The organism is Deltaproteobacteria bacterium (assembly GCA_016178705.1).
GTDB lineage: Bacteria > Desulfobacterota > Binatia > HRBIN30 > JACQVA1 > JACOST01.
Genome location: JACOST010000020.1, coordinates 1 through 22,925, shown reverse-complemented (window position 1 = coordinate 22,925; position 22,925 = coordinate 1). Strand labels below are relative to the sequence as shown.

The following is a 22,925-nucleotide window of genomic DNA, read 5'->3' as shown; positions in this document are numbered from 1 at the left end:
TTCACCGGGCCGGCTAATGACCCGGAGCCATGACCTCGCTTGCAATCGTAGCGCGCGCGGACTCGCCGACGCCAGACACATCCGGCTAGAAATGACCGAGCATTTGTTGCATAGGCTGCGAATGGAGCGGAAGTTCTATTGGGTCTCGGGCATGAAATGACAGTGATCGCCTGGATACACCGAGGCGCAGCGCGGTGACAGACCACGACGAGCCGAGCGACGCCCCGCCGGCATCCAAGCTGAGTGATCCTGAAGTCAACGGCCTTGTGGTCGAGGCCACTCGGATCGCTTCCACGGGCGACATCGTCGAAGCGCGCAAGCTCTACGACCAGGCGGTGGCGCTGTGCGAACGATCCCAGTTGGCGGCGGACCAAGTCGCCATCGTCCGCGGCTGGGCGGACATCGAACGCACACACGGGCACGCCGACGAGGCGCGCCTGGCCTTTGCAAACGCGTGCCAGCTTTACCGCGCAAGTGGCGAGACGCAGCGCGAAGCCGAAACGTTGATAGCCCTCGGAGAGTTCGAACGCACGCTCGATCGCCACACTGAAGCCCATGCCGCCTACGCGCGCGCCCGAGAAATGTACCGTCGCGCCGGCGATCAAGCCGGTGAGGCCGCCGCGCTCGTCAACCTCGGCGACGCCGCGCGCCAACTCGGGCAGGAAGGTCCGTCGAGCCAGGCCTATCTGACCGCCGCCGGCTTGTACAAGCGCGTCGGCAACCCGCGCGGGCAAGCCGACGCTCGCTTCAAACTCGGCGAACTATACGCCGGCAGCAATCGTGAACTTGCGGAGCAGCACTTCCGCCGCGCGGCGCCCTTGTACGAAACGGCCGATCTCGATGCCGGCGGCGCGAACCGCTATCGGATCAGCAATCCGCTGCTGCCGCCGGTTATCGGGGACTGCCGCACGATCGACAGCTACACCATGGGACTCGTCGCGTTGCGCGAAGCCGACGCGCTGCCGGGCCGAGTCGAGCCGGATCTTGCCGAGCCCGCGGCGGCACCGCGATCGCCGAGTCGTCTCTGGCCGCTGCTCCGCTCGCTCGTCGTGATGGTGTTCGTCTTCGCAGTGGTCGGCCTCAGTTTTCGCGCGCTGCTGTTGATGAGCGCGGCTCAGGTGCGCGCGGTGCTGCCGGTCGAGAGCGCGGTGGTGCTGTTCCTCGGCCTGATTCCAGCGTCCTTCGCATTCGCGCTGACCTGGGCGTTGGGTGTGCGATCGCGCCTCTTACAGATCATCGGTGCCGCCGCACTCTGCGCGCTGGTGTTCCAGATGCGCGGGGCACTGCGCGACAGTGGGATCGGCGACATTGGTGCGACGAACAGCGACAGCACCCCTGCGGCTGCGAGTGCCTCGGGCGCCAGCGCTGGCACGCTCGTCGAGCAGGCCAAGCAGGCCCGCGCGCTCGCGCACCCCGACGAAGCTCGCCGCGCCTACGTCGATGCACTCGAAGCCTATCGCCGCGCCAACGATCGCCCCGGCCAGATTACCGTCCTGCTCGCCCACGCCGACCTCGAGCGCGCGCTCAATCAGCCGGACCGAGCGATCGAACTGTACGCCCTAGCGATCCCACTCTACCGCGACCTGCACGATCGCGCCGGCGAAGCCGAGGCGTGGGTCAGCAGCGCCGAGGTCGAGCGCATGCGCCTTGATCCGGCACGCGCGCGCGACGCGTTAGCGAAAGCGCTCGCCTTGCAACGCGAACTCGGGAATCGCGCCGGTCAAAGCCTCGTGCTCGTCACCCTCGGTGAGTACGAACGCGCACTGCACCGCTGGCAATCGGCGCGCGACGCCTATGCGCAAGCCGCGATCCTGTACAACGAACTCCACGATCGCGCGCGCGAGGCGGAGGCGTTGCTGACACTCGGCGACAGCGAACGCGCGCTCCACCATCTGCAACCAGCACGCGACGCCTACACCCGCGCCCAGTCGGTCTATCGGCAACTCTTGGACTCCGCCGGCCAGGCGCAGGCCCTGCTGCGCATCGGGGCGGTCGAACGCGCCGCGAAGCGTCCCGATGTCGCGCGCCGCGCCTACAGCGACGCGCTCACCATCTTCCAGCAACGTCATGATGCGGCGGGCGACGCTGACGTCGCTCTCAACGTCGGCCATCTCGAAGCTTCGCTCGGCAGACTCGACCAAGCCCGTGCGGCCTACCAACAGGCGTTGGCGGGATACCAAGAGGCCCGAAAGTCGGCGCGGCAAGCCGTTGCGCTGCGCAGCCTGGGTCGGCTCGAACAGCGCTCGCAGCATCCGCAACAGGCGCAAGAGCTGTTCACGCGCGCACTCGATCTCGACGTGCGCGGCCGCAATCGCGCTGGGCAGGTCCGCTCGCTGCGCTGCATGGCGGCACTGCAGGTAGCGCTCGGCCAACTCGATCCCGCCGCGGAGAGCTACACCAAGGCGCTGACGACCAACGAGCCATTGAATGATCTCGTTGGCCAGGCACGGTTGTGGCGCGACCTCGGCGACGTGAACGCTCGGCTCGCACGCGTTGAACCAGCCCGGGCTGCGTACGTGCACGCGCTGGCGCTGGCCGAACGAACGGGAGATGTCGCCGCTCAGCGCGCGGCGCTGACGCGCCTGAGCACCTTGCTCAAAAGCAGCGACGCACCGCGCGCGAGTGAGTACGCCAGCCGTGCCGCCGCGTTGCAAACACTCAAGCCCGCGGCGGCTGGCGCCGCCGCACCCGCTGCCGCAGCCACATCAGCAGGCTCGGCCCAAGCCAAAGCGCGCCCGTCGCGCTGACCCCGTGCGAAGTTCCCGCTCCGATCGCGCAGCCGCCACTTTCGTTGATCGGCGTCGCCGTCGCCGCCACCGCCACCGGTGTCGGTGTTGAGGTTGCTGCCACGGTCTTGGTCGCGGTGTTCGTCGCCGTCGGTACAATCGGCGTCGCGGACGCCGTCGGCACCGCCGCACCGCCCGGGCAGCCGTTGCGCGGCGTCGCGGTCGGCAGCGGACCGGTCACGCTGCAGCTACTGAAGTCCCATTGGCAGTGAGTATCGCACTTGAGCGTTCCGGTGCCGTGACTCAGCGAGGCACACGATTGCCCGCCGAGATTCGCGCTGCCATTTCCAGGATCGCAATCCTCGGCGATATCGATGGTTCCGTTGCCACACACCAACTGCGCGCTGCTCACGTATGGCGCCAAGTTCACCTGGCCCCACGGACACGGATAGTAGGTGTCGGCGGTGTGGTACTGCGTCGGATGCGTGTCCGGGATCTCGGCCCACAGGCAGTTCAGGATCACCTCCAACTGCTTCTGGGGCGGCGTGACGACGGCTCCATGATTGGGAGCCGGGCACGGACCAGGAAGCGAAACTGGATCGGTCTTCATCTGACTGTTCGGCCCCCAGCAGTTGTCGTCCCCGGTGCGATCCCAGAAGAAGTCGCTGCCACCGGGCTTGTATCCGGTGGAATCCGGCGGAAACGCCGTCGCATTGGGGCCGGCACCGGCGCCCGCCGCTGTGCCCATCAGGTTGTTGACGAACTGGTTGCGGTGAACTTCTGCCGGCAGCGGCATCTCCAGCGCGTTGCCGGCCAGGATCATACCGAAGCGGCTGTTGTTGTAGACGCGGTTGTTGCGCACGATGTTGTCTTCGCCGCCGATGATCCACAGCCCGGTGCCGACGGGATTGCGGAAAAAATCGTACGCCTCGCCGATCGGCGGCACGTCGGAGGTCGCCGCATAGATATCGAAGTTGTTGTCGTGGATATCGTTGTGCTCGACCACGCTATGGCCCTGCGGAAAGTTGGGGTGATCGTTCTGCGAGTTGAACGAGATCCCGATGGCGTTGTCGTAGACATCGCAGCCGGTGATCAGCACCGAGCTACCTTGGGTGCCGGAGAAGCCGAGCACGTTGTGAAACATCCTCGAGTTTCTGATGGTCTGACTGAAGCGGCCCGGGGTCACCGGTGCGCCACCGATGTAGAAACCGGAGTCGCCGCCCCCGCTCGCTTCGCAATCGGTCATCAAGCCGTTGTCGGAAGCGAAGCCGAACAGTTGGTACTCGCGGTTGAACGAGCCGAGCACGTGATCGTAGAGGTAGCCGTCGGAGTCGACGGTGTAGACGCCATGCTCGTTGGCGTTCCGCTGCCAGAAGTTGCGCGCGACGAAGCCCTCGCAGCGGTCGCAGCGGATACCGACGTCCTTGACGAAGCCGGCATCGATCAGCACATCGTCCGGCCGCCCGCCGGTGCCTTCGAGCGTGATGTTCTTCTTGCCGAGGATCGCGATGAGATTGGCGTCGTTGGGATGGGCCACGTGATACTCGTACGAGTACGCCCCGTTTTCGAGGTCTCCCTCGCTACTGCTAGGCGCGGCCCGGCTGGGCTCTTCGCGATAGATGCCGGGCATGATGAGGATGTCGGTGTTGTCGCCGGCGGCATTCACCGCGTCTTGAATGTTGTCGAAGCAGCACTGCGCGAACAGCGCCGTGTTGCGATGCCACGCAGCTTCGTCCTTCTGCGCTTGCAGCAGCGCCTCGCCGGTCGCGGTTGCCAGGCGTGCTTGAATCGAGACGAGCTGCGCCTGCGTCGGCTGCGACGACGGCTTGCAAACGACGAGGTGATTTGGATTCACCCGATCGATGGCCGGGATCGAACCCGGCCGCACCGGCGACTCGATCGGTCGCTCGCGGTGCGCCAACGCCGGCGCCAGCGCCGTGAACTGCGCGGTCAACTGAATGGCGAACATCCATACGATGAACTGAATACCCTTCATGAGCTTACCCTCTCCAGTCAGTCGGCTGCTACGCCGCGCGGCGACGTTCCGCGATCATCTCGGCAATGTCGCCAACGATGACCGTCAACGTCGCTTGTCCGGGCGTGTACACGCGGGCGACACCGGCGCTACGCAGCTTCGGTTGATCGCTCTCTGGAATAACGCCACCGACGAACACCGGCACGTCGCCGAGCCCTTTCGCGCGCAACAACTCCACCACGCGCGGCACCAACGTCATGTGCGAACCCGAGTGGATCGAAATCCCGACGGCATCGACGTCTTCTTGCAACGCGGATTCGGCGATCTGTTCGGGGGTCAGGCGAATGCCGTCATAGATCACTTCGAAGCCGGCCTCCTTCGCGCGTACTGCCACTTGTTCGGCACCGTTGGAGTGACCGTCGAGTCCGGGCTTGGCCACTAACAAGCGCAACGGATGACCGATCGCCGCGGCCACCTGCTTCACGCGTTGGCGAACCGCTTCGAGCGAGTCGCCGGCGCCGCTGAAGGCGAGACCTTGCAACCCCGTCGGCGCCCGATACTCACCGAACACTTTGCGAAGCGTGCCCGCCCATTCGCCGGTGGTGACGCCAGCGTGCGCCGCGCGAATCGATGCGGGCATGACGTTACTGCCGGAACGCGCGGCATCCTCGAGTCCACGGAGCGCCGCACTCACATCGGCGGCATTGCGCTCGGCGCGAAACGCGCAGAGGCGCTCGATCTGCTTGCGCTCCGCTTCGGGATCGACGACCAGCACGCTCTCCACTTCAGCCGCGACCAACAGCGAGGGCTCGTGTTCGGTGAACGTGTTCACGCCGACGACGCTCAGCTCACCGCTCTCGATTTGACGCTGGCGCGCCGCGTGGCTGGCGACCAAGGCGCGCTTCATCACTTCGATCGCCTCGGCTGCGTCACCCACGCGCAAGACACGGGTCAGTTCGGCGTCGGCACTCGCCATCAATTCACTCACCTTGGCCTCGATCACGTTCGATCCCTCGAAGAGGTCTTCGTATTCGAGCACGTCGGTTTCGTACGCCAGCACTTGTTGCATGCGTAGGGCCCACTGTTGATCCCACGGGCGCGGCAAGCCGAGCGCCTCGTTCCATGCCGGCAATTGCACCGAGCGCGCGCGCGCTTCCTTCGACAGCGTCACCGCCAGCATCTCAAGCAGGATGCGCTGCACGTTGTTCTCCGGCTGCTGCGCGGTGAGGCCGAGCGAGTTGACCTGCACGCCGTAGCGGAAGCGGCGCTTCTTGGCGTCCGCCACGCCGTAGCGCTCGGCCATGTAACGGTCCCACAAGCGCACGAACGCCTTCAGCTTGCACATCTCTTCGATGAAGCGAATGCCGGCGTTGACGAAGAACGAGATCTGCCCGACCACGTCGGACATCGAAACACCCGGGCGCTTCTGCACGCGATCGAGCACCGCGAACGCGTTGACCAACGCGAACGCCAACTCCTGCACCGGCGTCGCGCCGGCTTCCTGCAAGTGATAGCTGCAAATGTTGACCGGGTTCCATTTCGGAATGTTGACCACGGTGTACTCGATGGTATCCGCCGTCAGCCGCAGCGACGGCTCGGGCGGAAAGATGTGCGTGCCGCGCGACAAGTACTCCTTCAGGATGTCGTTCTGCGTCGTACCACGCAGCTCGCGCGGGTTAGCGCCCTGGCGCTCGGCCGCGGCGATGTAGAGCGCGAGCAGCCAGGCGGCGGTGGCGTTGATAGTCATCGACGTATTCGTCTTGGCCAGCGGAATGCCGGCGAAGAGCGCGTCCATGTCGGCGATGTGTCCGATCGGCACCCCGACCTTGCCGACCTCGCCGGCGGCCATCGGATCGTCCGCGTCGTAACCCGTCTGCGTCGGCAGATCGAAGGCCACGCTCAATCCGGTCTGCCCTTTGGAGAGATTCGTGCGAAACAACGCGTTGGCCGCGCGCGGATCGGTGTGACCCGCGTAGGTGCGCATCAGCCACGGTTCGTCGCGGTGCGCCATGGGACCTTCTAAACCACGCGGCCGTGCGTCTGGCAACGGGCCGCACAGAGCGCGCGGTCCCACGCGCCACCACGCTGGGTCAAGAGAACTGGACGGCGTAAGCGATCTAGAGTAACGGATAAGCGGAAGGTGAATTGGATGCCCCGCGAAGCTCGGGTGGTCAGGCTCGCGGGCTAATTCTTGTTAGCCAGATTCGGAAGCGCACATGAAGATGGGAGTTGTCGAGGGAGTCCGCTATCGAACACTACTCGCCGCGTCCCTGAGTGCAGTGACGGTATGCTTGTCGGTAGTCGCTTGCAACCGCGCCGCAGTGAGAATTCCAGGGGCCTCGCTGTCCTTTCCTCCGACTTCGACTCAGTATTCGGCGCAAAAGACCTATCCACTCAATGTCTCCGTAGCGATGCCCGTCGACCGGCGGCCGGAGCACTACGGGGAATCGATTGCTGGAACGCGTTGGACGGGCTGCCGGACGGACCCCTTCTGGGCGAGTGATGCGCCGTCGGTCATTCGCGACCGAATCGTCTTGGAATTAGTACAGTCGAAGCTGTTTGCCCTCGTATCGCAGGAGCCACGGACCCCTGATGAGGTCGTGGTCCGGTCCGAGATCGATGCATTCTGCTCGCAGGCCGTTGGATTCCTGTTCTCGCGTGTCGCGGGAATCACTGCGCTGAAGATCACCGTCGAGCGTGATGGTCGGCCGCTGTTCGAGCGCAAGTTCGAGCGTGTCATCACCGACGCCGACGCGGAGTACAGCGGCTCGCGGGCCACTTTCATCGAGCGGGCCATGCAAGTCACCATGGCCGACAGCCTTCGCGAAGTCTTGCGCGATCTGTTGGCGGAACTCGACCGGAAGGCTGCCGGGTGGAGCGGAACTGGCTAACCACCACCAGCCAAGGCGCTAGATGCGCGCGGCTGATGCCTGAGCCGCTAGGCACCAACACTTACCATGGGTCCCATCGCTCTCTTCGACAAGTCGTTTCTTCAGTCCCTCAGCGTCGATGAGTCAGTCTGGTTCGACCACTTCTTTCTGCCGGTCGTGGCGCCCTTCTTCTACGTCGAGACGCTGGCCGACCTTGACAAACCCGTCGTTGACCCACGCACGCCCGAACGCGAAGTTCGCATCATTGCAGACAAGTTTCCAGACATGCACGGAACGCCGTGCGCGTTTCACGTGAATCTCGCCCTCTCAAATCTAGCAGGTGATCCCGTTCCGATGAACGGTGTAATACCCATCGCCGGGGGACGGCCGGTTAAAGGAGGCGGTCGCACCGGAGTGGTCTGGGACGAACCGCCTGAATCCAAAGCATTCTCCCGCTGGCAAGCGGAGGAATTTCTTGACGTCGAGCGTGAGTTCTCCCGCGACTGGCGCCACTCACTTTCGGTCCTTCCTCTCGATGAGGTCGGAAGAGGTCTCGCCGCCATCGGGGTCGGAGGGGAATCCTCAAAAAGCCTCGCGGACGCAAAAGCGGTGGCTGACGCAGCGTTGCGCGACACGACCAAGTCGCGGCCGCTGATCGAGCTTGCTCTGCTTTTTCTCCGCGCCTCACCCCGGCAACGGGCAATGATCCTCTCGCGTTGGGTGCATGCCGGTTCACCGCCCCTGCCTGACTACGCTCCGTATGCGTCGTTTGTCTTAACGGTAGAAATCTTCTTCCAGGTTGCTCTCTCTGCCGGCATGATCTCTCGTGCGCGGCCTTCTAATCGTGTCGACATCGCCTACCTCTTCTATCTGCCATTCTGCATGGTCTTCGTCTCTTCCGACAGGCTCCATGCCCGGTGTGCTCCCAACTTCCTCCGCACCAATCAAGATTTCGTATGGGGGCAAGACCTCAAGGTCGAGCTTTGTATGCTCAACGAACGCTTCTTGAGCTTGCCCAGTGAAGCCAAGGATAGCGGACTCATGTCCCTTGGAATCGCACCCCCAAAGGACGCAGATTCTCTCGTCGCGCGCCTCTGGGACAAGCACTTGCGATCGTGGCGGGACCGTCCTGAGGACGTCCCTCGTATGAGACCTGAAGCACAAGCAAAGCTGGTGGAGGAACTGAAGCAGGTAAGTGACGCTGCTGAGCTACCTCCAGAACAAGTCGACTTTGATGTCAGCAGCCCCGACGCGCTCGCCTTGCAGCGAATGGTTCGGAAGCGCAAGGGATCGTGGTGGCAGGTTCCGAAGGACCTGAAGGCTGACCGATGACGCTAGACTCTGCTTGCCGCCTAACAATGCCGATGGGGACCGACGCCAAGGCGCGGCTCATCGCCCCCGCGTTGGGCGGAACAGCGCAGTGGAGCGATTCGGAAGACATCTGGAACGAGGGTGCGTACATGAATGAGCCGCGAGGGCAGCCGAAGATCTACAAGACGTGGGCGCACGACACCACACGCTGGGAAGATCCCATCGTGGCAGAGGTTCGAAAGGTGAACGGTTCGGTGTGTCGCGGCGCCGCGGGTGACCCGCAGCGGTTGCGGCACAAGGAAGGCGGAGTTCATATGCTCAAAGGCTCGTGCGCGTGCGGGCGAATCCACTACGAGATTCGCGGAGGGCTCATCGGCCCCGTCACCTACTGTCACTGCTGGCGATGTCGCAAGCACTCGGGATCAAGTTTCGGCACAACGGCGGGCGTGAAGGCCACCTCGCTCATCTTCGTCTCGGGAAGAGAACTCCTTCGTAGCTGGGAATCCAGCCCAGGTGTGTATCGCTTCTTCGCCGGCTGCTGTGGCTCGCCGATCTACAAGCGCCAGGACGCGACGCCAGAAGTTCTGGGCTTTCGGCTCGGTACCCTCGACACTGACCCCTCGGGCAAGGTCGAACTGCACTTCATGGTCGGCTCCAAGGCACCATGGGTGGAAATTGACGACGGGCTCCGTCAGGAGCCTGGAGGCGTCTCGTTCGGCGAGCGCGACTAGCGTCAAACGTGCCGCCCAACGGTCATCCGTTATGCGCACCGCAAGAGTGACACATTGCTCACACGAACCATCCAAGACGTGACCGTTGTGCTTCTCGGTCTACTGGCGGGAGCGATGCTGCTCATCGCCGTCGCCTTTGTCGGATACTGGCAGTCGCTCGAACCCGAAGCCTTTCTGGCTTGGTTCGCCACTCATGCGCATCGAATCGGCGTCTTGATGGTGCCTCTGGGTGCCGCGGCGACGGCTGCGGCGATCCTCTCCGCAGTAGTCACCTGGCGCATCGGAGGTTCCGTTCGCGCGTGGGCTCTGACTTCCGCGGTGCTCGCCCTCCTGGTCGTGGCTGTCTACTTCGCTGCCCATGCGCCGAGGAACATTGTCTTTGCCGCACGAAGCGTTGCACCTGAGAACGTTTCACGCGAGCTCGGGACATGGGCAACTTGGCACTGGGTCCGTGTGCTCCTCGGAGTCGGCGCCTTCTACACGCAACTCTTGTCCATTCGGGGCAAGGAGACGCGCCGTGCGTCGTAGCTCTGCTTCGGGGCAGCGGTCGTCTAACGGCATACCGTTGGGGCGCCGCAGCGCGCTGGAGAGATTCGGAAGAAAATTCCCTTCCCGATGCCGTTCTGAGATCACCAGATGCGGCATCTGAATCCTGCATGCTCTGCGCCCTTGTGTCTTTGCGCGAGAAATCCTTCTCTTCAGATCAACGTTAGACACCACTCGCGCGAGTCGCTATGGTGCGAGTCGCCTCGGAGGCATGTGATGGCCCTACCCTCCCCGCTGATCAGCAGCTCGATGAACATCATGAGCGGTGCGGTGGTGTTCACCGGGACTCGCGTGCCGGTGCAGACACTCATGGATTATATCGAGGAGGGCGGTTCGCTCGACGAGTTCCTGGGGGACTTCCCCACCGTGAGCCGCGAGCACGCGATTGCCGTCCTAGAACTCGCCAAAGACTCCCTCATCCAGCGTGCGACTGCTGCTTGACGAGTGTGTGCCGAAGCGACTGCGGCAGGAGCTTCGAGGCCATGAAGTCCGCACGGCTCCTGAAATGGGTTGGGCCGGCAAGGAAAATGGAGCCCTCCTGGGGTTGGCCGAATCGGAGTTCGAGGTCTTGGTCACCGTCGACCAACGGATCAAGTACCAACAGGCCGTTGCTGGGCGCGACATTGCCGTCGTTGTCTTGGTGGCACGCCGCAACAAGATCGAGTTCCTCCGGCCTCTTGTGCCAGAACTTGAGCGCATCCTCACCGAGATCAAGCCGGGCGAGCTGCGTGAGGTGGGTGTCTAACCTTGATGTGACAAAAACGGATTCACCGCAGAGCACGCCGAGAGCGCCGAGCCAGAGAATGGGGAGGCCACGAAGGAGCCAGCCCCAAGTCCATTGCCAATGAGGTCAACGAAAGTGCTTGAATACTCTCGTGGTGACTCTCGCTCTGCGGTCTCCGCGTTCTCGGCGGTAAATTTTTTGGCACATCAGGGCTAACCAACCCGGTCATCGAGGGAAGAACCACGTATGAGTGAGCGACAAAATCAGCCGAAGATCTACAAGACCTGGGCGCACGACAGCACGCGCTGGGAATCCTATCAGCCCCGTAACGGCGACGTCGTCGTTGCGACGCACTCGAAGTGCGGCACGACCTGGATGCAGCGGATCGTCAGCCTGCTCATCCTCCAGTCGCCCGAGCCGTGCCCCGTGATGGAGATCTCGCCCTGGATCGACGCCCGCTTCATGATGCCGGTGGAGTTCATGCGCGACCTCATCGAGGCGCAGCCGCACCGGCGGTTCGTCAAGAGTCACCTTCCGTTCGACGGCCTGCCGTACTTTGAGCAGCTCCGCTACATCCACGTCGCCCGCGACGCCCGCGACGCCTGCATGTCGTTCTTCAATCACTGCTCGGCGTTCACCCCGACCGCGTATGAGATGCTCGATAACGCCGCGCCCGAGTTGGGACCGTATCCGCGCTGCCCGGATGACGCGCGCGAATTCTGGCGGCGCTGGTTCACGCGCGGGGTGCTCCCGGGCGCTCAGGACGGTTATCCCGATGTCTCGTTCTTCGATCTCGAGGCGACGTACTGGCAGGCGCGACGGCGCGAGAACCTCCTCCTCGTTCATTACAACGACTTGAAGGCCGATCTCGACGGCGAGATGCGCCGCATCGCGGAGTTCCTGTCGATCGAGACGCCGCGCGATCTTTGGCCGCGCCTCGTCGAAGCCGCCACGTTCGAAGTCATGAAGCGCGAAGGTGCAACGCTCCTCGCCCACGCGAACGACATCTTTGAGGGCGGCGCCGATCGATTCTTCTTCAAGGGTTCGAATGGCCGCTGGCGCGACGTGATGACCGCGGACGATCTCGCGCTCTACGAGAAGGCCGCGACGCGCTTCACGCCGGGGCTCAGGCGCTGGGTCGAGAATGGTCGCTTGGTCGCCGGTGATCCGCGGGCCGCGCTGGATTGACGAGGCTGCACGCGCGGCCGCAGATGAGCGGCGGCAACAACCGACGGCAAAGCCTGCGGGATCGATCTTCTGTGAGCGAACTTTGGACGTGGGACCCGACTCTCTTTGACGGTGCGGCCACCTACTACGAGCGCGGACGGTTGCCGTATGCACCGCGCCTCGCCGAGACGATGGCCGAGGCCCTGGCCCTGGATGGAACCGGCCGGCTGCTTGACGTGGGATGCGGGCCGGGGACGATCGCCCTCCGGCTTGCGCATCTGTTCGATGAAGTCGTCGGTCTCGACGCGGATCCGGATATGCTGATGGAGGGTCAGCGGCTCGCACAGCAACACAACGTCGCGAACGTCCACTGGGTAGAGATGCGAGCTGAAGCGCTACCGGCTGATTTAGGGCGGTTCCGAGTCGTTACGTTCGCCGCATCACTTCATTGGATGGACCGGCCGAGGGTCTTCGCCACCGTTCGGACCATGCTGGACCCTGGTGGCGCCGTGGTGCACGTCGACAATCCCGGTTACCGGCAAGACGTTCTGGCATCAGAGGGCCAGCGATATCCTGCGCCGCCGGAAGCGAAAATCGGCGACCTCAGGAAGTCCTATCTCGGCCCTGATCGCAGAGCTGGGCAAGGCATTCGCAATTCATCTCCAGACGACGAAGACGACGTGTTCCGTGCAACAGGATTCATCGGTCCCGAGCGAGTAGTGGTACCCGATGAGCGAGTGCTGGTTCGGTCTGTCGACGACATCGTTGCCGAGAAATTCTCTTCATCTGGGACTGCGCCGCACCTGTTCGGCGAACGCATGCCCGCGTTCGAGGCCGACCTCCGAGTTCTCCTTTTGAACGCTTCGCCGAAGGGTTTGTTCTCTGTCCGATTGTCCGACAGTGAACTCAAGGTTTGGCGTTCAGTGACAACACGCACGGCAGAGCCATGAGCCTCGAAGCTTGGAGATCCCAGTGCGAGCCATACAACTCCGCGATGCAGCCGACCATGACCCGTCGTCACGTTCGCAGCGAAGAGAACGTGGATCATGTCGGGTGCATGGCGACTGATCGCTCGATCCGTAGGACGGCCGGACCGATGTTGCGTGCATCACTTGAAAGCTGTACGTGGCGCGGCGGGCTCGCGCAGGACAGGAGGTGAGTTTGTGACGACCGGAGACGAACAATCACTCGGACTCGCTCGATTCCTCCTATGGCTCTCTGCCATTGGCGTGGCGGTATACTCGGCGCTGTACATCGGCGGTCTGCGTCTCAGCCAGGGCGTCCCCGACTGCGGGCGTCAGCTCCAAGTGGCTCAGCTTCCCTCCAGCTTGTGGACGGCCATCGCTGCTGGCCTTGGTGCCCTCGGCATCGGCCGGAAGCGCAGATGGGGTCTCTTCATGGCGATTGCCGCCGCCAGTGCAGCTCTCTACATCGGGTTACTCGATATCACTTTTGATTTGCGAAACAGCGTCTATCTGATGCCGTGGCGTGATCTCGCGCCAGAACTCTTCGCGAACGCAGTGTGCACACTCTTGCCTCTCTACCTTTTCTTGGTAGTGCTGCGAGCCCCAGCTTGGGAGTAGCGACTCTATGAGCGCCGTCCACCACGGCGATGGAGGTCGACGCGAAAAGAACGCGCGGCTCATCGCTAAGCCGTTCGGCGGCCGCATCGGGCAGTCTTGAAGCCGTGGAGACCGGAAGGAGACGGACATGCAAGTTCAGCCCTTGATCACGGTGCGGGACGTTGAGGTCAGCAGTCGCTGGTATCAGGAACTTCTCGGCTGCGAGAGCGGTCACGGCGGACCCGAGTACGAGATGCTCTTGAAAGACGGGCAGCTGTTACTTCAGCTTCACCACTGGAATGACCACGAGCACCCCAACATGGGCGACGCGGACGCGGCACCGCACGGCTACGAAGTGCTCTTGTGGTTCGAGACCGCGACGTTCGACGCAGCGGTAGCACGCGCCCGCGCGCTTGGCGCCCACATCCTCGAGGAGCCGCACGTGAATCCCCGAGCCAAACACCGGGAGTGCTGGATGCGCGATCCGGACGGCTACACGGTCGTGCTTGCTAGCCCGTCCGGAGATCTCGGCTAGCGGATATCGTTGCACCTCCCAACCTTAATCCGAAAGAAGAAACGAAACCGGCCGATTCACACCGATATACGCAGCTACGGATCTGGATAGAACTCAGGGCTTGATCACCAGACGTCTTTCGATGAGGGTTGCGGATCGCTCCTGCCCTCGCTGAAATCTCGTATCGGCGTGCATCGGCGTCCATCGGCGGTTTCAATGCTATTTCCGGATCTGGGGTCAACCAATGGGCCTCGCCGTTTCGTCGCGCGCTCGGGCTTGTGTTCCCGCCGTGAATCACGTACCGGCGCAGCACGTCCGCGCAACCGGAGGGAGACAAACCGCTTCCATGATCGTTCTCAAGGCTTTGATTCTCGGCATCGTTGAAGGTATCACTGAATTTCTTCCGATCTCGTCGACCGGTCATCTGATCGTCGCCTCCGACCTGGTGAACTATCCCGTGGCGTCGCGAGCGACGTTTGAGATCTTCATCCAACTCGGCGCGATTCTCGCTGTCGTGTGGCTTTACCACCAACCGCTGCTCGACCTCGTACGGCGCGCTCCTTCGGACGCGCCCGCACGCGATCTTCTCGGCAAGGTCGCGCTCGCCTTCCTCCCGGCCGCCGGCATCGGCTTTCTGTTCCATCACGTCATCGAGGAACATCTCTTCAGTCCGACGGTAGTGGCGATCACGCTGATCGTCGGCGGCGCGATCATCATCGCCCTCGAACGCCGCGCGTGGCAGTTCGACGTGGAAGCGATCGAGGCCACTGGCTGGATGCAGGCATTGGGCGTTGGCGGGGCGCAAGTGTTGTCACTGATTCCCGGTGTCTCGCGCGCCGGCGCCACCATCATCGGTGCCATGCTTGTGGGGATCGATAGACCGGCCGCGACCCAGTTCTCGTTCTACCTCTCGATCCCCACACTATTTGCGGCGAGTCTGTACAGCTTGTTCAAGGCGCGCCACGACCTCGTCGCCAGCGACGCGCTGCCGCTCGCCGTCGGCTTTGTCACCTCGTTCATCGCCGCACTGATCGTGGTACGCGTCTTCATCAACTTCGTGCGCAGCCACGACTTCACCGGCTTCGGCTACTATCGGATCGCAGCCGGGCTGGCGATTCTGCTGTTCTTCCGGTGAACCGGGGTAGTTCAGCATCTGCAGCAGTCCGAAGTCACGACTTGGCCTTCAACCCTCCCGTGACGGAAAAAGGTACCCGCACTCGAAAGGTCGAGCCCACGCCCACCGTGCTCTCCACGTCGACCGTCCCGCCCATCATGTCGAGCAGGCGTCGGACGATGTACAGTCCTAACCCCACGCCGTCCTGCGCGCGCACACCCGAAGCATCGCCCTGACGAAACGGCTCGAAGATGGTGGGCATCACCTCGGGAGCGATGCCGATGCCGGTGTCGACGACGCGGATCTCGACGCCATCCGCACGTGCCTGCACATCAACTTCGATGCGTCCCCCGGGTGTGAACTTGGCCGCGTTGCCGATGAGGTTCTTGAGCACGACCTTGAGTTTCATCCGATCGGTACGCACCACGGGCAGCGTCGGCGGAACGTGCACCGCGAAATCGCGCCCGGCACGCTGCCACAGCGTGACGTTCTCGTCATGCACTTCGTTGACCAACTCGCCGAGGTCGACAGCCCCGATGTCGAGCGGGACCTCGCCGCGCTCGAGACGACTGAGGTCAAGCGTGGCCACGATCAGCTCCAGGAGGTCGCGGGTGCTCTTGTCGATACTCTCCAAGACGCCCAACTGGTCGCGACTCAGGGCGCCAAACGTGCCGCCGCGCAGCAGGTCGCTGAAACCGATGATGACATTGAGAGGAGTGCGCAGCTCGTGCGACATCGTCGCCATGAAATCCGACTTCAGCTGGCTGGCGCGGCCGAGTTCGCTGAGCAAGCGTGCGTTCTCCAACGCCAGCGAGGCGAGGTGAGCGAGCCCAGTGGCGATGCGGATTTGTACGGCGGTGAACGGTTCGTGGTTGCCGTAGTAGCCGGCAGCGTGAAAGCCGATGACTCGACCGCCGCGGCGCAGCGCGACGTGCAGCAGGTGCACGATGTTGTGCCGGCGGCCGTGCTCGGCCAGCGCCCCGGGCTGCGTCGACAGATCCGTCGTGACCACCTCTTGGCGTTCGAGTCGTTCGAGGAAGGAGGCCAGACCGGGGTTCAGGTCCGGCGCGAGGCGGAGCGCACGGATCATCTCTTCGTGTTCGCGCGTGTGGCCATACACGGAGACGGGCATGAACACATCTTCGCTGCCGATCCGCAGGTAGGTGTGGCTCAGGTCGCACGCGAGCACTTCCGTCGTCAGCCGACACAGGCGATCCAAAAGCGCGGGTTCGTCGAGCGCGGCGATCAGCTCGGCACCGACTCGCGCCAGCGCGGCGGAGACACCGGCCTCTTCGCGAAACTTAGCCTCGTTCACGCGCGCCTCGTGCAGATGGCGGACGTCGCGTTGGCGCAGCCGCTCTACGCGTCGCACTGCTCCCATCCGGACGTTGCGCGCCAGCAACCCAACCACGGACCCCGCAGCGAGCGGCAGGATCGTTTCGACAATGCTCCGGCTCTCCGGGCGGAGCCAGACCAGCGGCAACCAGGTTGCAACGGTGGTTCCCAGCAGCACCGCAACCCACATCCGCGATAAACAGAAGACCCCGACGGCAATGAGATACAGGGCGACCAGATAGGCCCGATCGGGCGTGTACGCCACGTAGCTGCGAATCAGCAGGTCGACCATCGGGACGGCCAACGTCGCCGCCAAGGCCTCGTTGGCACGATGGAGCGGAATCTTCCCCTGGCTTTGCGCGAAACGGATGAGCAGCAGGCAAGCGATCTCACTCAGTTGCAACACCGCCAAGAGCACCGCCGTTCGCAGCGGAAACCGAAGAAAGGGCGTCGGCAGAAAGAGTATGTACGCGCCCGCGCCCCAGAGTGTGAGCGTGCGGGTGTTCTCGTACGCCTCGCGGAGGAGGTCCTGAGTTACTTCGGGCTCAGCAGTTGGCTGGTTGCGCAAATCCTGCGGAGCCTCGTCGGCCGCGTCGCCTATCGTGGCTGCTTCTCCTCGCCTCGCGGACAGATAGGTCCTTGCCTTGCCGCCGTCAGGGTTTGCTATCTATCGCCACGCGCCTCGCAGCGTCAACAGCATCCCAACCCCAGTTGCTCGGAACCAGCAGCGGGTATAGTCGCTAGGGCCATGGAGCCGATTCGTCTCATCGTCAACTCCGACTACCTCTGCCCGTGGTGCTACAACGGGACCGTGCGAGTGCGGCGGTTGCAGGAAGAGTTTGGCGACCGCATTCAGATCGAGTGGCGCAGCTATCTGTTGCGTCCACAGCCGGATCCACATCGCACGCTGGAGAAGTTCAAGGCCTACACGCAATCGTGGTTGCGTCCCGCGAGCGATCCGGACGGCGGCACGTTCCGCGTGTGGGAGGGCGATGCTGGCCCGCCGTCGCACAGCATCCCGCCGCATCTCGTCGCGAAGGCCGCGGCCACGATCAGCGACGACGCGTTTCATCGCGTTCACGATCGGCTGCTGCACGCGTATTTCGCCGAGAATCGCGACATCACCGACGACGCCACACTGCGAGCGATTTGGCGCGAGGCGGAGTTGCCGGACGATGCGTTTGCTCGCTCGGCCGACGCAGAGTTGCTGCAGCAGACCATCGATCAGCACAACGAAGCCGTCGCTCTCGGCATCGACGGTGTACCGTGCGTTCGGATGGAAGGCCGCGATGGCTGGATTACCGGCGCGCAGCCGCTGGAGATCTATCGTCGTTGGATCGAACGCAGTCTGCGAGCGAAGGATTAGATCGATCGTTCGGACCATACGCCATCTGCGATCAGCCATACGCACGCAGGGCGCCATTTCACATCACGAAGGGGTCGAGGTCGCCTCCAAGAAATTGCCAGTTGTCAAACGCCTGCAGGCCCGGCGTGTCGTCACGCCACGAGAAGGCGTACATCAACGGGCCCGAGCCCTGCGCCACGAACCCCGCGGAGCGCAGCAGTCGCCAATGCCGCCACGCCGACGGGGCGGTGACCACCACGTGCGAGCAACCCGCATCAACCGCGGACTCGATCACATGAAGCAGCAGCGTGTGTGCGGCCCGCGGCTGCTCGTGAGGAATGACGAACTCCATGAGTAGCGCCTTCCCGCCGTCCACTCGCACCACTGCGTAGCCGCTCAGCGTCGCGCCCACCGTCAGCGCGAATGCAACGTGCTCGCGCGCGGGATCTCTGAAATAGCGCCAATTGAGGAAGTCGGCATCATGCGGACACCAGTAACCGCTGAAAGCTAGGCACCGCCGAGTGACGTCATCGAAGGCGCTGTCGAACCGACGCACTTGCTCCACGCGCCCATCGATGGGCTTGCCGAGGATCGCGGCGGACCACGTCGCGAAGAGGCCGTCCACTATTCGCCCACCGACGGCGGCGAGTGGCCGCGGCAATCCGCGACCGGCGAGGTACTTGCCCGTGCGTAGCGGCAGGACGCGCCTCGGCACCACACCGACCAATCGGTGGTCCTTCTTGTCCTTGCGGATGCGTTGAACCGTGGACGCGTTCGGCCAGCCATAGAACACATTGGAACGCATCCACGGGTGTGATTCGCGAATTTCCCCGGCCTGTCCATGGATCTGTCGGCGCTGCCATCCGTGCGCAACCGCGGCATCGCCGCCCTGCGTCGCGGGCAGCGGGCGCATTCCGTGTGCAAGAGGCCACAGCCAGTTGACTGCCGACCCGACGAATTTGCCCGTCGCGCGTTCCACGCTGATCCAGCAGCGCGCCACACCGTACGGGTTGTGGCGGTAGGCCCAGTCGTTCAGCGCTCGAGAGCGCTTGAAGCCGAAGGCTTCATCGACCAGGTCGTAGATCCGCTCGAACTCCGACGGTAGCGCACGCCGCACCTCGATGCGCGGATCGGGCGAGACCAACGGCACCGGTGCCCGAAACCATTCGTCGAAGTCGTCGCGGACGTGCGGCGGAAAGGGGCTGCCATCAAGATCAATCATCGAACCTGAGTCACGCGTAGCGCCTCTACCACACTTCACCGAACGGGCGGACCTCCACATTGAACGACCACGCCGAGCGCTCCTGATGCACCACATGCCAGACCTCGGCGGCGATATCGTCCGGCTTGCAAAAGAACTCGTCAGGTTTGTCGCTCTGAAAGCGGCGGGTCCATTCGAGATCGATGACCGCGTCGATCAACACGTAGGCGACGTGAACTCCCTTGGGGCCGAGGAAGCGCGCCATCGACTCCGCCAGAATTCGCTGGGCCGCTTTCGTCGGCGCGAAGGCGGCGAACGCCGCCTTGCCGCGGATCGCCGACGTATTGCCGGTCGCGACAATGGCGCCCTTGCCGGCTTCGATCATCGCCGGTGCCAGACGCCGCGCGAGATACAGCAATCCCATCGTGTTGACCTGGAAGTTCTGATTGAGGATCGCCGGATCGACCTCGAGAAAGTTTCCGAATGATCCGCCGACGGCGTTGTGGATCAGCACCGATGGTTCGCCCAACGTCGAGCGCACCGCCGCGACCGCCGCCTCGACTTGGCTCTCATCGGCGACATCGCAGACGATGCCCACCGCATTGGGAATCTCCTTCTCCAGCGCATCGAGACGCTCGCGATTGCGAGCGAGCATCGCCACGCGATAGCCGCCCCTGGCGAATCTCTGGACGATCGCTCTGCCGGTGCCGGGACCGACTCCGGACACGAGTGCAATCGGTTTGGGCTGTTCCATCGTTCCTCCTTCACGCGAGTGAACCCACGCCGTAGCACGCGCCGCGAGCGCGCTCCACACGTTGCCGTGCGTGCACACAAGCGTGAATCCGTCTTTCCAATGCGACGAGACGAGTCTATCGTGTGATAACTCGCGCGCCGAGCGCAAGGAGGACCGGCAGGTGATCTACTACGACTACTACGCTGACATCCCACCAGCGACCGTCGACACTTTTGTGCGCGGGCGCGAGTTGGGCCGGCTCGTGACGGTGAGTCAAGACGGTCTACCTCGTATCGGCCTCTATCCGTTCGCGTACGAAGGCGACGTGATCGAGATGCACGTGAACCGAGCCGACGAACAGTACGCCGATCTGAAGACCCGCCCGCGCTGCGTGTTCGAGGTCGACGAGGTGCTGGCCGTGATTCCGTCGTACTGGGTCCATCCGGAGGACGCGGTCATGGCGACGGCGTACCACCGTACGGTCATCTTCGATTGCGCGGCGACGGTATCGGAGGGCGCGGCCGCTCTGGCCGCGCAGCAAACAAGGTTGCTGGCCCGCTACCAACCGGAAGGAGGATTTCGGACGCTCACGCCGGATGATCCGCTCTATCGCGGCGCCATCGCGCACATCGTAGCGGTCAGACTCGACATCAAGGACCGCCGCGTGAAGTTCAAACTGGGGCAGAACCGTTCGGTTGAGGTGCGCACAAGGATCGTAGCGGAGCTGCGCCAGCGCGGCCGCCCCAACGACGCGTCGGCAGCCGACGCCCTGCAGTGGACGATTGACCAGGAGATGCGGCGATGATTGTCATCATCGACCGTAGCAACCTACCCTGACTACGCCGCTCGCCGCGGGCTCACCACGAGTTGCACATCGCAGTCGAGTAGGTGGAGAAGTCCTACCAACTGGCCCAGGCTCTTCTGCGTGTTGCTTGGATCGAGCAGCCGGTACAACTGCGGCACGGACGTGCTGAGGCGACGCGCGAGTTCACGACGGCTGAGGCCCGCCCGGTCCACCCGCCGCCGAGCTTCCACGGTAAGTTTATGAATCAGCAACTCGGCGAGGTAGCTCGGGTCCTCGTTGTAGTCGAGCGCGTGATCGATGTGCACCGAACCCTCATTCCCCGATTCCAGGACGTAGGTGACGGCTTCGCTCGCAAGTTCTTTGTCCACATGCACCTCGCGAATCCGGTTCTTCGGAGTAGGCCGCGGGTCGAGCTTCGCATACGGGACCGGGAAGACCCTTCCGGAGCTCGTCGTGAGCTCGATCTGTGCTTTGCGATTGTTCACGGCGACCCGGCGGATCTTCATAGTCGTCCCTCTGTTTCCAACTGTGCGATGAGTTGCAGTACTCGAGCGGTCGGGCGCCCCTTCATCGGCACACGATCGTCAAGGTTCCACTTCACGACCAACTTCCCATTTCGGTAGACGTGGACATGGCGCGGGCTGTGGTCCCCCTTCCAACTCAGGAAGAGATAGTTACCGCGCCGTATCTTGCTCACGGCGAAGTGTTACCAGAGATGGTAACCATTGCCAAGGATCGGGGTGGCTCCACCGTGTGTGCAACGCGAGCACGCGGTCCGTTTGGTGCGGAGTCGTGCCGCCCAATCACCTTACTCACGAGGTACTCACAAGGTGGTCCGGTCGTCGGATCGCTTGTCCCGCACGAGCGCACCGCTGTGGAAGACGCCGCGCATTGATCGCTCTCTCCAAGCGACCGTGGAGTCATAGAATCGTTCCTTCGTATCGACGGTCGAGATCAAGACGCCGGCCGTGTTCCGGCGCAGGCGGCCAGTGATCACACCGTCCGGGCGAACGAAGAACGCGGGCCAACAGCTCTCGCGAGCGGACGAGTTGCTACAACTGATCCACATATAGTTGTTCGACGCGGCGGCGTGCATCGCGGCGCGCATCGTGATCTCTGGAAGTGTCGAGCCGTTGTTGATCCGGTGCAACCGAGCGCCGACGTCGTCTCGTATCGCCTTGAGGCGGTCCGGAGCCACGTGGGCCGCGTGGTACGAATGGAACATGAGCTGAACGCCGCGACGCTTGTACTCGCGGTAGAGCTCCGGATAGCGGTAGTCGTGGCAGATCAAGGCACCGCAGCGAACACCCGCGATCGAAAACACACTGAAATGATTCCCCGAACTGTAGTGGGCGAGGTCGCCGCTCTTGCCGCCTCGATCTCCGGCGCAGAACATCTTGTCGTAGCGATCGAGCAGTTCGCCGCGGTCGGTCACGATGTAGAGACTGTTGTGAGGTTTGTGCCGCGCCGTGAGTCGGTGCGTCGACCCCACGATGACCCAGAGCCGCAACTCCCGCGCGAGAGCAAGAACTTTGGGGGTGCATTCCTTGAGCACGCTCCAATCGAACTCCTTGTACGACGCGAAGTCCGACCCGGCGTATCCCGAGAGGGAACACTCCGGGAAGTGCGCGACATGCGCACCCCGGCTCTTCGCAATGCGCATTTGGCGCAGCACGTACGCTAGGTTTCTCCGAATGTCGGCGTCCACCGGGAACTGGCATGTAGCAACCGTGATTGTCATGCGGGATCTCGTGCTCAGGCGCGCGCGCCGATGGCGGTCACTGCTTCCAAGTTATGCTTTCTTCATCGGAGCACAGAGTTCCAAGTCGTGGCCGTCGGGATCGGAAAAGTAAACAGACTTCGCCGGTATCCACTCGTGGTACACTGGTCCGTTGACAACAACGCCTCGCTGCCGCAGGGCCGTGGCGGCGGCTTCGATATCGACTTCCTCAACAGTGAGAGCGAAGTGTTCCTTCGGCCAAGTTCCCCTGTCTTCCTGGAGCACCACCATGCCGGTGTGACCCGCCCTCAAGAACAGCCACTTGCGGCGTTCGTCCCTGAGACCGACTTCAAGGCCTAACGAGCTTGTAGAAAAACCCGGTGGCGGTTGGCAAATGCTTTCCCGGGCGATTGTGGCAGCACGGATCTCATCCTCCGGTGAGTTCGGGTTACGTGGCGAGGGCTGACCCAGCGCGCCGCTTTGTCGGCGGCGCGGCCTTCAGGCCGCGGCGTAGTTCGCGATCTTCTCGATGTTGTGCACCAGCGT

The 22,925-nt window shown here is 63.4% G+C and carries 22 protein-coding genes; 14 read left to right on the top strand and 8 right to left on the bottom strand.

Going from position 1 to position 22,925, the window contains the following annotated elements:
• The first annotated feature begins 194 nt into the window (after positions 1-194).
• Positions 195-2,747, top strand: a complete 2,553-nt coding sequence (locus tag HYR72_14575) for a tetratricopeptide repeat protein (protein ID MBI1816199.1) — start codon at positions 195-197, stop codon at positions 2,745-2,747.
• Here HYR72_14575 and HYR72_14570 read toward each other — a convergent pair.
• Positions 2,659-4,722, bottom strand: a complete 2,064-nt coding sequence (locus tag HYR72_14570) for a right-handed parallel beta-helix repeat-containing protein (protein ID MBI1816198.1) — start codon at positions 4,720-4,722, stop codon at positions 2,659-2,661. The genes HYR72_14575 and HYR72_14570 overlap by 89 nt on opposite strands.
• A 28-nt stretch (positions 4,723-4,750) precedes the next feature.
• A complete protein-coding gene (locus tag HYR72_14565; GenBank protein MBI1816197.1) occupies positions 4,751-6,712 on the bottom strand; it encodes a protein meaA in 1,962 nt (653 codons plus the stop codon).
• 589 nt (positions 6,713-7,301) lie between these two features.
• Between HYR72_14565 and HYR72_14560 the strand changes: the two genes are divergently transcribed.
• The 11 genes from HYR72_14560 (at position 7,302) to HYR72_14510 (ending at position 15,261) form a co-directional block, all read left to right on the top strand.
• The gene (locus tag HYR72_14560) at positions 7,302-7,592 is read left to right on the top strand and encodes a hypothetical protein (protein MBI1816196.1); all 291 of its coding nucleotides are present in this window, start codon (positions 7,302-7,304) and stop codon (positions 7,590-7,592) included.
• A 66-nt stretch (positions 7,593-7,658) separates the two neighbouring features.
• Positions 7,659-8,903: a hypothetical protein gene (locus tag HYR72_14555; GenBank protein MBI1816195.1), complete on the top strand. Its 1,245-nt coding sequence runs from the start codon at positions 7,659-7,661 to the stop codon at positions 8,901-8,903.
• Between the two features lie 293 nt (positions 8,904-9,196).
• On the top strand, positions 9,197-9,613 hold the full coding sequence (locus HYR72_14550) for a GFA family protein (GenBank protein ID MBI1816194.1): 417 nt from the start codon (positions 9,197-9,199) through the stop codon (positions 9,611-9,613).
• Between the two features lie 78 nt (positions 9,614-9,691).
• On the top strand, positions 9,692-10,141 hold the full coding sequence (locus HYR72_14545; protein ID MBI1816193.1) for a DUF1772 domain-containing protein: 450 nt from the start codon (positions 9,692-9,694) through the stop codon (positions 10,139-10,141).
• 234 nt (positions 10,142-10,375) lie between these two features.
• Positions 10,376-10,600: a DUF433 domain-containing protein gene (locus HYR72_14540; GenBank protein MBI1816192.1), complete on the top strand. Its 225-nt coding sequence runs from the start codon at positions 10,376-10,378 to the stop codon at positions 10,598-10,600.
• Positions 10,584-10,904 (top strand): DUF5615 family PIN-like protein, encoded by a 321-nt coding sequence (locus HYR72_14535; GenBank protein MBI1816191.1) that lies wholly within the window; start codon positions 10,584-10,586, stop codon positions 10,902-10,904. Before HYR72_14540 ends, HYR72_14535 begins: the two co-directional genes overlap by 17 nt.
• 225 nt (positions 10,905-11,129) lie before the next feature.
• Positions 11,130-12,071, top strand: coding sequence for a sulfotransferase domain-containing protein (locus tag HYR72_14530; protein MBI1816190.1), 942 nt, complete (start codon positions 11,130-11,132; stop codon positions 12,069-12,071).
• Between the two features lie 71 nt (positions 12,072-12,142).
• Positions 12,143-13,000 carry a class I SAM-dependent methyltransferase gene (locus HYR72_14525; protein ID MBI1816189.1) on the top strand — a complete coding sequence of 286 codons (858 nt, stop codon included), beginning with the start codon at positions 12,143-12,145 and terminating at the stop codon, positions 12,998-13,000.
• 213 nt (positions 13,001-13,213) lie between these two features.
• On the top strand, positions 13,214-13,633 hold the full coding sequence (locus tag HYR72_14520) for a hypothetical protein (protein ID MBI1816188.1): 420 nt from the start codon (positions 13,214-13,216) through the stop codon (positions 13,631-13,633).
• 127 nt (positions 13,634-13,760) lie between these two features.
• Positions 13,761-14,147 carry a VOC family protein gene (locus HYR72_14515; protein ID MBI1816187.1) on the top strand — a complete coding sequence of 129 codons (387 nt, stop codon included), beginning with the start codon at positions 13,761-13,763 and terminating at the stop codon, positions 14,145-14,147.
• A 325-nt stretch (positions 14,148-14,472) separates the two neighbouring features.
• The gene (locus HYR72_14510) at positions 14,473-15,261 is read left to right on the top strand and encodes an undecaprenyl-diphosphate phosphatase (GenBank protein ID MBI1816186.1); all 789 of its coding nucleotides are present in this window, start codon (positions 14,473-14,475) and stop codon (positions 15,259-15,261) included.
• 34 nt (positions 15,262-15,295) lie between these two features.
• On the opposite strand, the gene HYR72_14505 is transcribed toward HYR72_14510, so the two are convergent.
• Entirely contained in the window at positions 15,296-17,143 is a 1,848-nt protein-coding gene (locus HYR72_14505) for a HAMP domain-containing histidine kinase (protein MBI1816185.1), read from the bottom strand.
• 180 nt (positions 17,144-17,323) lie between these two features.
• Here HYR72_14505 and HYR72_14500 point away from each other — a divergent pair, with 180 nt between their 5' ends.
• Positions 17,324-17,941: a DsbA family protein gene (locus HYR72_14500; protein ID MBI1816184.1), complete on the top strand. Its 618-nt coding sequence runs from the start codon at positions 17,324-17,326 to the stop codon at positions 17,939-17,941.
• 58 nt (positions 17,942-17,999) lie between these two features.
• On the opposite strand, the gene HYR72_14495 is transcribed toward HYR72_14500, so the two are convergent.
• Positions 18,000-19,142: a hypothetical protein gene (locus HYR72_14495; protein MBI1816183.1), complete on the bottom strand. Its 1,143-nt coding sequence runs from the start codon at positions 19,140-19,142 to the stop codon at positions 18,000-18,002.
• 25 nt (positions 19,143-19,167) lie between these two features.
• On the bottom strand, positions 19,168-19,875 hold the full coding sequence (locus HYR72_14490) for an SDR family NAD(P)-dependent oxidoreductase (GenBank protein ID MBI1816182.1): 708 nt from the start codon (positions 19,873-19,875) through the stop codon (positions 19,168-19,170).
• Between the two features lie 160 nt (positions 19,876-20,035).
• On the opposite strand from HYR72_14490, the gene HYR72_14485 reads away from it, so the two are divergent.
• Positions 20,036-20,659, top strand: coding sequence for an FMN-binding negative transcriptional regulator (locus tag HYR72_14485; protein ID MBI1816181.1), 624 nt, complete (start codon positions 20,036-20,038; stop codon positions 20,657-20,659).
• Between the two features lie 32 nt (positions 20,660-20,691).
• On the opposite strand, the gene HYR72_14480 is transcribed toward HYR72_14485, so the two are convergent.
• The 3 genes from HYR72_14480 to HYR72_14470 form a co-directional block, all read right to left on the bottom strand.
• The gene (locus HYR72_14480) at positions 20,692-21,165 is read right to left on the bottom strand and encodes an XRE family transcriptional regulator (protein MBI1816180.1); all 474 of its coding nucleotides are present in this window, start codon (positions 21,163-21,165) and stop codon (positions 20,692-20,694) included.
• A gap of 317 nt (positions 21,166-21,482) precedes the next feature.
• Positions 21,483-22,400, bottom strand: coding sequence for a carbon-nitrogen hydrolase family protein (locus tag HYR72_14475; GenBank protein MBI1816179.1), 918 nt, complete (start codon positions 22,398-22,400; stop codon positions 21,483-21,485).
• 51 nt (positions 22,401-22,451) lie between these two features.
• Complete coding sequence (locus tag HYR72_14470; GenBank protein ID MBI1816178.1) at positions 22,452-22,670, bottom strand: VOC family protein; 219 nt, start codon at positions 22,668-22,670, stop codon at positions 22,452-22,454.
• Positions 22,671-22,925: the final 255 nt, after the last annotated feature.